The organism is Agarivorans gilvus (assembly GCF_001420915.1).
Lineage (GTDB): Bacteria > Pseudomonadota > Gammaproteobacteria > Enterobacterales > Celerinatantimonadaceae > Agarivorans > Agarivorans gilvus.
In genome coordinates this window covers 3,440,216-3,453,538 of the sequence record NZ_CP013021.1, presented here as the reverse complement: position 1 = coordinate 3,453,538, position 13,323 = coordinate 3,440,216, and the positions used below count along the sequence as shown (strand labels likewise).

General features: G+C 44.1%; 11 protein-coding genes and 1 pseudogene. 4 read left to right on the top strand and 8 right to left on the bottom strand.

Features of this window, described 5'->3' with window-relative positions; all coding sequences use genetic code 11:
- Positions 1–55: 55 nt before the first annotated feature.
- Positions 56–533: pseudogene (locus AR383_RS16360) on the top strand (TRAP transporter large permease subunit); the annotation flags it as partial.
- Positions 534–597: 64 nt separating this feature from the next.
- Here the strand turns inward: AR383_RS16360 and AR383_RS16355 are convergent.
- Genes AR383_RS16355 through AR383_RS16320 form a run of 8 tightly spaced genes read right to left on the bottom strand, consistent with a single transcriptional unit; the run spans position 598 to position 10,146 of the window.
- Positions 598–1,050, bottom strand: a complete 453-nt coding sequence (locus AR383_RS16355) for an acyl-CoA thioesterase (RefSeq protein ID WP_055734090.1) — start codon at positions 1,048–1,050, stop codon at positions 598–600.
- A gap of 7 nt (positions 1,051–1,057) precedes the next feature.
- A complete protein-coding gene (gene prsR / locus AR383_RS16350) occupies positions 1,058–2,410 on the bottom strand; it encodes a PEP-CTERM-box response regulator transcription factor (protein ID WP_055734089.1) in 1,353 nt (450 codons plus the stop codon).
- A gap of 42 nt (positions 2,411–2,452) precedes the next feature.
- The gene (gene prsK, locus AR383_RS16345) at positions 2,453–4,486 is read right to left on the bottom strand and encodes an XrtA/PEP-CTERM system histidine kinase PrsK (protein WP_055734088.1); all 2,034 of its coding nucleotides are present in this window, start codon (positions 4,484–4,486) and stop codon (positions 2,453–2,455) included.
- A 58-nt stretch (positions 4,487–4,544) separates the two neighbouring features.
- Positions 4,545–5,600: an XrtA/PEP-CTERM system-associated ATPase gene (locus AR383_RS16340; RefSeq protein WP_055734087.1), complete on the bottom strand. Its 1,056-nt coding sequence runs from the start codon at positions 5,598–5,600 to the stop codon at positions 4,545–4,547.
- Positions 5,601–5,602: 2 nt separating this feature from the next.
- Positions 5,603–7,066, bottom strand: a complete 1,464-nt coding sequence (locus AR383_RS16335; RefSeq protein ID WP_055734086.1) for a TIGR03016 family PEP-CTERM system-associated outer membrane protein — start codon at positions 7,064–7,066, stop codon at positions 5,603–5,605.
- Positions 7,044–7,934: an XrtA-associated tyrosine autokinase gene (locus AR383_RS16330; RefSeq protein ID WP_055734085.1), complete on the bottom strand. Its 891-nt coding sequence runs from the start codon at positions 7,932–7,934 to the stop codon at positions 7,044–7,046. Before AR383_RS16330 ends, AR383_RS16335 begins: the two co-directional genes overlap by 23 nt.
- Positions 7,931–9,487, bottom strand: coding sequence for an XrtA system polysaccharide chain length determinant (locus AR383_RS16325; RefSeq protein ID WP_055734084.1), 1,557 nt, complete (start codon positions 9,485–9,487; stop codon positions 7,931–7,933). Before AR383_RS16325 ends, AR383_RS16330 begins: the two co-directional genes overlap by 4 nt.
- A gap of 17 nt (positions 9,488–9,504) precedes the next feature.
- Entirely contained in the window at positions 9,505–10,146 is a 642-nt protein-coding gene (locus AR383_RS16320; protein ID WP_229711187.1) for an XrtA/PEP-CTERM system exopolysaccharide export protein, read from the bottom strand.
- A gap of 282 nt (positions 10,147–10,428) precedes the next feature.
- Between AR383_RS16320 and AR383_RS16315 the strand changes: the two genes are divergently transcribed.
- Genes AR383_RS16315 through AR383_RS16305 form a run of 3 tightly spaced genes read left to right on the top strand, consistent with a single transcriptional unit; the run spans position 10,429 to position 13,271 of the window.
- Positions 10,429–11,832 carry a TIGR03013 family XrtA/PEP-CTERM system glycosyltransferase gene (locus AR383_RS16315; RefSeq protein ID WP_055734082.1) on the top strand — a complete coding sequence of 468 codons (1,404 nt, stop codon included), beginning with the start codon at positions 10,429–10,431 and terminating at the stop codon, positions 11,830–11,832.
- A 3-nt stretch (positions 11,833–11,835) separates the two neighbouring features.
- The gene (gene xrt / locus AR383_RS16310; protein WP_055734081.1) at positions 11,836–12,735 is read left to right on the top strand and encodes an exosortase; all 900 of its coding nucleotides are present in this window, start codon (positions 11,836–11,838) and stop codon (positions 12,733–12,735) included.
- Positions 12,735–13,271, top strand: a complete 537-nt coding sequence (locus tag AR383_RS16305) for a hypothetical protein (protein ID WP_055734080.1) — start codon at positions 12,735–12,737, stop codon at positions 13,269–13,271. The genes xrt and AR383_RS16305 overlap by 1 nt, the downstream gene beginning before the upstream one ends.
- The last annotated feature ends 52 nt before the right edge of the window (positions 13,272–13,323 follow it).

Here is a 13,323-nt window from a genome sequence, read left to right as displayed (position 1 = left end):
GACGACCCGGATATTTTGCGCTCTTTAAGTCAAACTCTGGAGCTAGAAGGCTATCAGAGTTAGCATTATGCAGCTATTCATTATTGCTAATGCCATGTTATTTGCGCATGTGCTCACCACAGAGCGGATCCCTCATATGATCGCCGAATCCATCGTGGCCTATGGTTTGCCACCTTCGGCATTTTTAGTGGTGGTGAATATTTTGCTGCTGATCGCCGGTAACTTTATGGAGCCTTCAGCCATCTTGTTGATTATGGCCCCTATCTTGTTTCCCATTGCTGCTCAAGCGGGCATAGACCCCCATCCACCTGGGTATCATCATGGTGGTAAATATGGAGATAGGCATGCTGACTCCACCGGTGGGCTTAAACCTGTTTGTTAGCGCCGGCATTACGGGCAAAAGTATGGGCTGGGTAATTAAAGCTTGTCTACCTTGGTTGAGCTTACTGTTGTTGTTCTTAATGCTAATTACTTATATTCCACAAATATCGTTACTCCTGCCCGAATATTTCGACCGGCTAAACGGCTATTAAGCGGCACTAACAACATAAGCTGGTTTAAAGACATAGACTAAGACAAGCTTTAATTAAGCTTGTCTTATTTTTTCTGATTATCAATCCTTTGCTGACGGCGACGTAAGGCATCGTTATAGCGGCGCTTAGTCAGCTCGGTGCTCGGTTTTAATGGGGGAACAGCAATCGCATGACCCTGTTCATCAACCGCCACCATGGTGAAAAAGCAGGAATGGGTATGACGAACCACTTGTTCCTTTAGGTTCTTAGCTATCACCTTAATACCCACTTCCATTGAGGTTCTACCGGTATAATTCACCGAGGCTAAAAACGTCACAAACTCACCGATTTCCACCGGATTCTTAAATAACACCTGGTCTACTGATAAGGTCACAGCGTAGTTGCCACAGTATTGAATAGCCGTAGTAAAGGCCACTTCATCCAATACTTTTAACATCGCCCCACCGTGCATTTTCCCCGAGAAATTTGCCATTTCTGGAGTCACTAATATATTCATTTCTGTTTGTGATTTATCCATAACGGTCCTAATCGGTTTTTAATCCATATTTCTCAAGTAAAGAGTATAGCGTGGGACGAGTAACGCCTAATAAGCCAGCGGTATTGGAGATGTTGCCATTACTCAAGGCCAATGCCTTATTAATCGCTTGTTTCTCGGCAGTTTCACGTACTTGGCGCAAATTTAAGGCGAGCTTTAACTGTTCTTCATCACCGTCAGCCAAAGGCAGGGCCAGATCTTCTGCAGTAATTTGCTTGCTATCGGCCATTATCACCGCCGATTTCACCTTGTTCTGTAACTCGCGAATATTGCCCGGCCAACGATGCCGCGTAAGGGCGGCAATGGCATCATCGCTGAAATTATTGATATTACGCTGCATTTGCTTGTTATAGTTTTGCAAGAAGGCGCGTGCTAGCAACACCACATCTTCACCACGCTCACGCAACGGCGGAATATTGATGGTAATTTCACTTATGCGATAAAATAAATCTTCCCGAAAGGCTTTTTCTTCAACCATTTGCTGCAAGTCTTGGTGAGTGGCACAAACAATTTTCACATCCACTGGAATTTCTTTGCGCCCCCCCACTCGCTCAACCACCTTTTCTTGCAAGAAACGTAGAATTTTTGCTTGCAAGGGATAGGGCATGTCACCAATTTCATCAAGAAATAGAGTGCCGCCATGAGCACATTCTATTTTACCCTCGGTCGTTTTATGGGCGCCGGTAAAAGCGCCTTTCTCAAAACCGAAGAGTTCACTTTCAAGCAAGTTCTCAGGGATCGAAGCACAGTTAATTGCGATAAAGGGCTTATCTTTACGAGGACTTTGTTGATGAATAGCCCGAGCCAGCACCTCTTTACCAGTACCACTTTCCCCCAATAGCAAGGTGGTCACTTCGGTGGGGGCGATGCGCTCTACCATGCGACAGACTTTTTGCACCTGTGGAGAGTTACCTAAAAAGCCGTTGCTATCGAGAGAAGCACCGCGTAGCGCTTCATTCTCCAATTCAATATTAGCGACCCAGAAAGCTCTAGAGATAATCACCGACAAAGTATCGTCGTCAATCGGTTTATGATAAAAATCATGCGCGCCCATCGCGATAGCTTTGAGCGCATTGTCTTTGTCCTCATTGCCGGTAATCACTATCACTTTCAATTTAGAATTCAATTCCAGCATTTCTTTAAGCGTGGCCAAACCTTCACTGGCATTGGCTTCATCTGGCGGCAAGCCCAAATCTAAAGTCACCACCTTCGGTTCATAGCGGCGCAAGGCAGTGATGGCTTCTTTTCTATCTCCGGCGACAATCACCTCGTAGTCGCTGAAACTCCACTTTAATTGCTTTTGAATACCGGGATCATCTTCAACAACCAGTAACGTTTCCATCGTATTATTTCCATTTGGCTCGACCAGTTTTTAACTGGCTGACTAAATTTTATGAATAGGCAGGTAAAGCTCAAATAAGCTGCCTTCTCCTAGCTTACTTTGCACATGGATATGACCACCCAACTCTTCCACAAAGCGTTTAGCATCGTAAGCGCCCACTCCCATACCTGCATTACCTTTGGTGGTATCAAAAGGCTTAAATAAACGAGTATCTATGAACTCAATACTCATGCCTTCACCGTGGTCTTCTATCTCAATTAAGCACTGTTGCTCAACTTGGCTCGCTCTTAAGGTAACACTGCCATTGTCTTCACTGGCGTCCTGAGCATTTTGTATTAAATGAGTCAGCACATTAATAAAACGTTCTTGATCGCAAACTAGCTCGAACCCATCGTCTAAGTGGTACTCCAGCAATGGCAAAGGCAAACTAATTGAGCGAGATTTAATCACTTGCTGCAGCGCGGGTTTTAAAGAGAAAGGCGCCACCACCGTATCAACCCGTTGTTTTTTACTTAAGTGCCCAACCACTTTAGATAAACGGTTTACCGCTGAGTCGACGGTTTCAAAGGCATCATCGATAAACTCAGGGTTATGCTTGTGCTTCACCGCATTTTTCGATAATAGCTGTAACTGCGCCAGCACGTTTTTCAAGTCGTGCACTAAATATGCAGACATACGATTAAAGGTATCGAACTGCTGACTCTCTGCCAAGGCCAAATTTGAACGATGAAGATTTAAAAACACCGCTAGTTGGCGACTAATCGCGCGCATTAAGTCTCGGTCTTCCCAGTTAACGCTATGAATGGCGGTAGGCGCAGATAGTAAGATAAGCCCTTTAAACCCCGCATCGGTACTCATAGGTATCACATAACTAAACTTGTTTATATTATGCAGGCTGTTGGTATGCACCTTAAACGGCAATACACTGCTGTCTTGTTTTAATTCTTCAATATCAACAATCCATTGATGCTCTATCGCTTGTTGACCAAACAGTTCGAGGCAAAGTAAGGCTTGCGGATCATCGTCACGAATATTGTAGGTATTTTTTACCACCATACGACCGTTTTCGGTCACCGCTAAGCAGGCGTATTGGCAATCGAAAGGCTGATTAATCGCTTTTAATGCGATGCTATAAGGAGAGCCTTGCTGACTTTCTAGCACCGCTGCAAACTTCATCCACTCTTCACGATATTCGTACTTATTGGCAAAGAAGTGCTTGGTGATTTGTACTTTAAGTCGCTTGCGTAAACGTTCCGACAAAAACAAGCTGACTAATACCAGCACACTTAAGGCGAAGAAACCGCTTTGCGCCATGCTCCCCCAATCGCCACCGGCATAGCGTATGTAATAACCCACTAAGGACATCACCAACAAGTAAGCCCCAGCCACTAACAATAGCGTACTGTGGTAAATCACATCCCGCGATACGTAGATTTTAGTTGACCAGCGCTTCACTCGCCGAGCACTGAGCAATACTAAAGGCGCGGCAACTAAAGCCACAAAACCACGCAAGCTCCAGAAATCAAAAGAAATACCAGAAGTGATTAAAGCATTGGCATAAAGCGAGAAATCAAAGGCAAACACAGCGCCCAAACCTAAACACATAGGCTTAATGGCATCGCGAGCGTTAAGCTCAATACGCCGATACAACTGTTCAATCAGCCATAAACCTATTATCGCCTGCGCTAATTGAGATACTAACCATAGGGTATTTAGGTTAAAACCACTAAAGCCCACCCCCAGCTGTAAAATGGCGGTCAGCAGTAAACCAAGCAAAATGCCTTTTTTACGCCACGGTCCATGAACTAACTGGCTAAATTCAAAATGCGGGACTAGGGTGGCATAGAGCAACAGAAACCATAAACCATTACGCAGGGTTTCCACGGCATAGAGAAAGACTAAGGGCATGGCAAACCAGATCTGTAAGGCCGCCGCCAAAGCCCACAATAAAGTGAAAAACACCGACAAACTTAAAGCCTGACGCTGAAAACCACTTTGTTTGGTGGTTAGCAGCAACAAACTAAACAACAAGTAAAATACGGCTGCGACACTGTAGCCTAGAAAACCAACAATCATGCTCAAAGACTTTGTTCCATTTTTGACTCAGTAGCTAGCACAGAGGCAAAGCGTGCTGCTAGCTATTATCACCCATCTCGACGATCTCTTTGCGCTTCTTCTCAATCATTTTATCCAGATAGCGGATAATTTTAATTTTACGCAATACCACTTCTTCCAGATAACCCGAGACATCGAGCAAGGCCGCTTTTATATGACTGTCACTGAGCGGTGATGCCCCACTGGGTAGGGCATCGTATTGGCGCCCCAGCACGGCGTCTAAGTCACTCACACCTTGCTGCTCGGGCGTACCCTGCAATGAACCAGAAAGTTCTCCGCCCATTTCCTCGATCACCGCCGCCACGTCTGCTTGAGTGATAGTATGTAAATCTTCTAGGAAGGCGTATAAAAACAAACGGTCGGCGAAAATATTAATCTTCCGCGGTATACCTTTGGTGAAGTCGGCGATTTGCTCAAAAATATCATCTTCTAGCTTGGGATTATCTTGCCAGCCCACCTGTTTTAAACGGTGGATGATATAACCTTGGGTTTGCTCGGCATCGAAGGGTTTAAGATGACAAGAGGCAATAATTCGCTGCCGAAATTGCTCCATTTCTGGCAACTCGATAATCGGCTTTAACTCTTCTTGACCTAACAAAAAGCTTTGAAATAGCGGTTTATCATTGAGCTGAAAATTCGACAACATACGCAGCTCTTCTACCGTTTCAGCGGGAAGGTTTTGCGCCTCATCCACCACTAAAAGAGCACGCTTTCCCTGTTGGTTTAAAGTTAATAAGTATTGCTCGAATCGTTTTAAAATTTCTGCCTTATTAAGCCCTTCAACATCAATATTAAATTGCGCTGCCACTAGACGAACTAACTCATCGGGAGCCAATTTAGTGGTGGCAATCTGGGCTGCAACAATAGAGTCATCCACCGAGGCCAACAAACTTCTGGCGATGGTGGTTTTTCCGGTGCCTATCGGCCCGGTGACAACAATAAAACCTTCCCCTTGGGATAAACCGTAGCGCAAATAAGATACCGCGCGATCATGGTGGGGGCTGGCAAAAAAGAACTTGGGATCAGGGCTAAGTTTGAATGGCTTATCACTTAGCCCAAAAAAAGACTCATACATATTTAAAACTGCTTAGTAGCGTTAATTGAAACTCGGTTTTCATCATAAGTGCGCCCAGCAACATTTGAGCTACGATGAGTAAATTGATAACGATAAGTTAAAAAGAAGCCTTCCATAAGATCTTGCTCTAAAGACAAGTCGTAGCGACTATATTTGTCGATTTGTTCCACGCCATTAAGTTGGTCAAAAGTATAGTGGTCATAATCAAAAGCCAAAGCCAAACTCAACTTACGCGACAATTTGTGATCATAACTAAGGCCACCGCCGTAGGTGGTGTCTTTAATAAAATCCGTAGTATCTCTTAAGCCTTCACGCGTTTGATGGCGCAACTCGAAATCAAGTGCAGAACGACGTAAATCTAAACGCGTATTCCAGCGAAAGGTTTTATCCAGCTTTTGTTCTTCGACGTTATCGCCTTCAACGAAGAAACGGCGGTCAAAGCTGGTCGGCTCTTCTTGGTAACTAATATCGGTGCTAATTCGGCGCTTTTGATGAGCGAAAATAAACTCATAGGCATCACCATAAAAGCGCTTACTGTATTCGAAGAAAAATTTAGTTCGACGATTGGGCTCTAAATTAATGGCCGCCCCTACATAGTCGTCGTTTTTCTCTTTATCTAAGGAAAAGTTATAACTCACCTCGAGGTAGCTCAGCTTGCTGCGAAAATAACGTAGTGCTGGCCCCCAACTTTCCGACTCGCCAAACTTAGCAGAAGAGCTGATCCCTTCTAAGTAGCTTTCGGCGTAATAACGAATAAAAGGGCTAAATCCGGCTCGCTGTTGTAGACCCAGCTCCCCCTTATAGCGAACGCTTTCGGTCTCTTGAGTATTACCACGAGCTTCTCGGCGAATATAACTAGAATCAACTAACCAAAATACTTGCTTAACTCTGCGACCATTTTTAAACACCAATGAAGCATCGTAGTCATTGTTATTGCCTCGTTCATCTTCATAGCGATACAAACTTGCTGAGACGCGCGCATTCAGATCGATCCACTTACGAGGGTTTGATTGATAAGCAAAACCCACACCCAATTCACTGCCTTGAATAAGGTCTCCAGCCACAACATCAGTAATGGCATTATTGCTTACATCGGCAGGGAGGATCTCCATGCTCGCCGTGACATCTGCGCTAAAGCCAGAGCGTCCTAGCTTTTTGTCGGCGAGGAAATCAAGCTCGTGGTAAAGCTTATTTTTATCAGAATTGTATGAATGGTAAGTTTGGCGAGCAAGATAATCTAAAGCAAGTTCTCCATCCTTACCCAGAACCTCAGTGGAAAACCCAGCGGAAATAATCCCTATTTCACCAGATTCTTTGTTAACCTCTGTAAGTTCGGCGTTATCCGTATAAATTGCTTCTATATCTACTTCCGGGCTAAACTCCACCTCAGCAGCCCGGGCCGATAAAACACATCCACCAGCAATAACAAGCGCAATAAAAAACCTAGGCGCTGCGTTCTTCCTCATATCCGTAGCCATATCCGTAGCCATATCCATAGGTTCCTGTTTTTCCGTGCACCGCTTTATTCATTACATAACCGATTGCTAACTCTTCACTAAACTGCAATACCGCCGATTTAACTGCTGCCAATTTAGTTTTATCTTGTTCGACCACCACCACCGCCTGACCAACAAAGTTGGACAAAACTACGGTTTCATTAACTCCTAACACGGGAGGGCTATCAAACAATACCACCCGGTCAGAATAACGACTATTAAGCTCTTCTGTTAGCGACCGCATTTTTTCGCTGGCCAACAATTCATTGCTTAAATGGTGGGGCATACCCGCTGGCATAATACGTAGATTTGGAATGTTGGTATGATAAATAACATCAGCCACATCATCAGTTTGGCCTAATAAATATTCCATTAAGCCCATGTGCTGGCCAATGCCCAAGGTTTTACTCACCGTTGGCTTGAGCACATCTGAATCAATTAACAATACGGTTTTGTCTTTTTCTAAGGCAAGACTCAATGCTAAGTTAATCGACGTAAAGGTTTTACCCTCACCGGGATTAGCACTCGTCACCATGATAAGGTTGCTTTTATTTTGTGGAATCAACCCCGGCTCAAAGGCATTTTTCAATAACTTACGTTTAATACCACGGTATTCATCGCTCAATACTCGAGTCTCTCGAGAGCGAATATCCGACAACATGCCCAAACGCTTCAACACCGCTGAATCAATTTGCAAAACCGGCTTATCTTTAACTGAGGCATTAGCAGAGAAATTAGCGGCCGCCACTTGCTGATCTTCCACTGCGCTCTCAGGTGGCTTCTCTTTTGCCTGTGCTTGCTGAGCAAGCTTGCCCATGGCTTTTTCAATCGTACTCATAACAATCCACCTAAGCCTAAAATAATCTTACTGTGTAAATTGGGTAACAAGTTAATCACCATGAAGCCAATAAAGCCACACAACAACACGGCATTTGACAATACAAATACCCGCATTTTTCGCTTCTCTATTTTGGCTAAGCCCGAGCTTTGAGTAGCAGATACCACACCAAAAACTGGAAAGCCGGTTTGCTGATATAGCTGTTGAACGCTGGAAACCGCAGGATTAATTTGGCTAAAGACAAACGACAAGCCCACCCCAATACCCAGAGCCAAAATCAACACACCAGCAATAAATAGCGGTCGTTTAGGCCCAGAAGGCTCAAGCGGAACTCGAGGTGCATCTATCACCCTGAATTTAATATCATCAGTGGTTTTACCGGCACTTTCAGATATTAAGGCACTTTCTCTACGTGACAGTAAATCTTCATATTTTGATTTAGTAATCTCGTAGTTACGGTTTAAGCCTGTTAATTTAGCTTCCACATCAGGTACTTGGCGCAAGCGCTGTTCTAGGCTTTCAACTTTTTCTTGGTGGCGTTGCTCTCGCACCTTAAGTGAGGCCACTTCATTCTCTAGTTGACTGACCGTTATTTTTAAATCTTGATAAATCACCGACTCAGAGGCTATCGCGGCTGGTGTTTTAGCGTTAACAATAGCGTTGTCTTTTTGTCGTTGTAGCGAAGCGATTTGACGCTTCATCTCAATCACATCGGGATGACGTTCGGTATAACGTAGCAACAAATCATCTAAGCGAGTTTGCATAGCCAGAATACGATCATCAAACTCGGTTCTGACCTTTGCCGTTTGCTGGGACGCTAGCGCTTCTTCACTGGCTAGTTGGGCTCGCGCCGAGGTAAGTTTTGTCTGGGCCTCGCTAAGCTGTAGACGAGTTTCCTCTAGCTGTTTTTTAACCGCTTCTAAATTACTGTAGTAAGTGGTTTCTTTGCCCGGAAGAAACTCCGTATACTCTTGTTTAAATGAGGCTAGGCGTTTTTCCGCCTCAATGAGGCGCGCTTCATATTCTTGTATTTGCTGATTAATAAAAGAATTGGCCGTATCGGTATCTTGCCGCTTCTCCCCTAGGGTATTTTCTACAAATACATCAAGGGCTGCCTGCACTACGTCACGCACATATTGTGGGGGATCACCACTAAAAGTAATGGTGTAGAGATTTTCTCGGCGAGTTTTGTCGATTTCGATAGTCTCTTTCAGGTCGTCCAGCAACTCATCGTACTCAGCACTGCTATTGACCCTTATATCAGCATCACTGGCGCGTGCTATCCTTTCTAAATTGCCCCGGCTTAATAGCGTTTTCTCCATCATCGCTAATTCCTGACCCGGGTCAGTCTGAATAGCTAAGCCCTTTAATAAGGGCTGCAATAAAGAACGCGTATCGGCATAGACACGCGCTTCGGCTGTATATTGGTTGGGTAGCAGGGTCACTGCAATCCAACCAATCGGGCAAATAATCCACAGGGCAAGCAATATATAACGGCGCTTTAACCATATTCCGCGGAGGTACTGCAGAAAATCCTCAATTAACTCTTGCATTTAACTCAGTACTCCGACTAAAACCAGGCTTCTGGGATAATGATAATATCACCAGGAAGAACATCCACATTGGCTTCAATCTCACCGTCTTGAATTAACTTTCCTACTAAAATTTTATAAGAACGTTGCTCTCCACCAACCACACGAACTAGACGCGCATTATCGCCATCGGCATATTCAGTTAAGCCTCCAACTTGAATCATTACGTCCAACAGGGTCATATCTTCTCGGTAGTTAATCGCTTGTGGTTCAAAGGCTTCACCAATAACCCTAACTTGTTCGCTGAAGGGGCCAACAAAACCAGCAACCGTAACGGTAACAATGGGATCACGGATAAACTCAGCTAATTCTGATTCGATTAAGCGCGCTAGCTGGGTCGGTGTTTTCCCTGATACTTTTAGATCCTCAACCAAAGAGGTTGAAACCATACCGTCGGGTCTCACTAAAAAGGTGCCTGATATCTCAGGGTTACGCCAAACAAAGATATTCAGCTGATCACCGGGACCAATTAAATATTGGTAATCGGCAGGATTTTTCGTCAACGAAGGATGTATTGACGCGCTGGGTAAGGTTGATAAAGAATTTGAGCACGCGGTAAGGAAAAGCCCTATCGCCATAACCGAGAGTAATTTAATTACCACTGTATTAAGTTTTTTCATAGCACTGTCCATTACGCTGTAAGTTCACCAAACAAGATTGATTTCACTAGTCCTTTTTCCCATGATAGTGCGCTTGCGCGCATGTTGTAAATCTCTGGGGCTAAATAGTTTAAATATATTGACATTTATCTTCAGTGTGACAGAAATGTAATAGTAAAGTAACATTCTGAAGCTTTACTAGAACGGCGCAAGTTACTTGCATTTTTAGTGTCACCGACCTGAAATCTCGCTATACTTGGGGGCCTTACATTAGAATTTAACAATCTGTTTCAAGGAAGAAGCGTGGCTGGTTCGAAATTTCACAATCTAGATCCTGGTAGTAGAGCGGTCATTCTTGCCGAGTTTTTATTGCTTGTTGGTATATTTGTGATTGGCGTGGAATTACTTCGTTTCACTGGCTTCAAAAATATTCCCAATTATGGCGAAGGCATCTTACTGCTGCACTGTGCACTATTTATTTTCCCCATACAGCTGTCAATATTGTCAGTTGGCTTGTATAACCAGAAAATCCGTGAAACCTTTCGTGGGGTAATACGTCGTTTACTGGTGAGTGTTGCCCTAGGCTACTTTATCTCTTCTGTGGTTTACGTATTAACCCCTCTCAACGTATTTCCCGGTAACTTTAGAGAAGTTCTCTATGCCACGGTGATAATCGGCTTAACCACCATTCGTTACTTTGCCTTAAAAATGCGTTACGAACATCTGGGGCGTAAACGCATTTTAGTATTGGGGGCCGGAGAGCGCGCCAGCATCATTGAAAAACGAATGCGCCGCAAATCAGACCGCGTTAGTTTTGAAATGGCCGGATTTGTAAGAATGCAGGGCGACTCTGAAGATGGCATCAAACGTGAAACCATCATCGAACTCGATCAACCCTTGGAGTCTTTTGTTCTCACTCACGGGGTTGAAGAAATCGTCATCGCCGCCGATGAACGACGTGCTAACCTCCCGGTAGATAGCTTATTTTTATGTAAGTTACGCGGCGTAGAAATTACCGATATTATCGACTTCATCGAGCGAGAATCAGGCCAAATAGCGGTCAACCTGATTTACCCTTCTTGGGTGATTTACAGTAACGGTTTCCATTCCACCAACTATTTAAGAAGTTCATTAGACTGGATATGCAACACCTTCTTGGGGCTAATCGTATTATTTCTTACTTGGCCACTAATGTTGATCACCGTGCTGATGATTAAACTTGAGGAAGGCATTAAAGCGCCAGTACTGTATTCCCAAGAGCGTATTGGTTTAAACGGCCAGCCTTTTAATATTTACAAGTTTCGCTCGATGCGCACCGATGCCGAGAAAGATGGCGCTAAATGGGCTCAAGAGAAAGACCCTCGAGTCACTCGGGTGGGTAACTTTATACGTAAATACCGGGTTGACGAACTACCACAAATTTATAACGTATTGGTTGGCGATATGGGCTTTGTTGGCCCAAGACCTGAGCGTCCTGCGTTTGTAAAAGAGTTAGTGCTATCGATACCTTATTACAACCAGCGCCATAACGTGAAACCGGGGTTAACCGGCTGGGCACAACTTAAATACCCTTATGGCAGTACCGAAGCCGACGCCTTAGAAAAGCTCAAGTTTGACCTGTATTATATTAAACACCGTAGCTTCTTACTCGACCTACTGATACTGGTACGCACGGCTGAAATTATCTTATTTGGCAAAGGACGCTAATCCTTGGAATCGCCGTCTACCACTGAAGAACAAAGCAAAGCCCATAGCGGCTTCATCGAAATGGCGGTGGCGATTTTACTCACAGCCATTCTGCTCGGCTTATTTTGGCCAGTGGTATTAGATATTTGGAGATATAGCTTTGATGACGGCACATACTCTCATGCGTTTTTAATCCCTTTGGTAGCAATTTATGTGCTTTACGACTGCCGTAAGCAACTGCAATTTCGCCAAGCCTCGAGTATATGGCTAGGCTTGCTGATTATTAGTCTCGCCTTAGAGTTACTGTTTTATTTAGCCCAATTCAGCCTTCCTGCACGGGCGCTGCTGCCGTTTATTTTACTGTTTAGTTTACTGAGTATCTTCAAGCATAGATTCAGCCTCTATGTTTATTCTTTGGTGATGATATTTGCCACCCCTATCTGGGGAATACTATCTCCCCCCTTACAGCAACTATCCACTAGCATGGTAGAACTGGTGATGTCCTACACCAGCATCCCCAGCTATTTTGAAGGTAATGTGGTATCTATTCCCTCAGGCCAATTTGAGATAGCTAATGGCTGCAGTGGCTTACGGTATTTTATTACCTCACTGTTTCTTTGCTTGCTGTATATTTACTTCAATATTCGCAATGTAAAGAAAGCGGCGCTGTTTTTAGTCGCCGGGCTAATTGGCGCTCTAATTGTTAACTGGGTGCGCATCATCATGATTATTTTGATTGGCCACCAAACCCAAATGCAAAGCGATATCATCCACGACCATAACGATCTAGGCTGGTATTTGTATATTCCTTATTTAATTTTAGCTTTCTATGTAGGCGCCAAGCTTAGCGACCTACCTAAAAAGCCAGAACCTAGCCCCCCCCTTCCTCAACACTGCCAGCGCCTCGTTCGCTGGCATTTGTAGTGCTGGCATTAGCTATTTTCTCGCCCAGCATGATCGATTGGCCCAACTTGGATGCAGACAAGTTAAATCAAGCTTCCGGACCTATAAATAGCAGCTTACATCCGCCGCTATTAATAGATAAATATCAAAGCCTAGAGCAATACCAGCTCCAAGCTGAACAATTACAGTTACAGTTATGGTTATATCGCTTCAGTGGCTTAGGCTTAGATAACAAGGCTTCATATTATTTCAATAACGTGGTACCCGAAAATTTACATATTTACAGGGTAGAGAAAGAGCAAGCGATAAACTTTGTTTTCTTCCGCTCTATAAGTAATCATCCCGGATTATTAGGCTATAGCTACGCTAGCAACAGCGGATTACGATCACAAAAAAGTGCTCTAAAAAGGCAAAAACTGATCGATATAATGCATGGGAATCGCAGTACAGCTATTTTGGCCATAAGCGCCCTATGCATAAAAAAAGATTGTGAGCTAACAAAAGAAGAGATACGTAAACAGATTAACTCGCAGTTCAACAACTTAGCACTAAATTAAAGCCTATTTAACCTGAACTCGGGATGGAAATAAATGAGAACTAAAAGCTGGT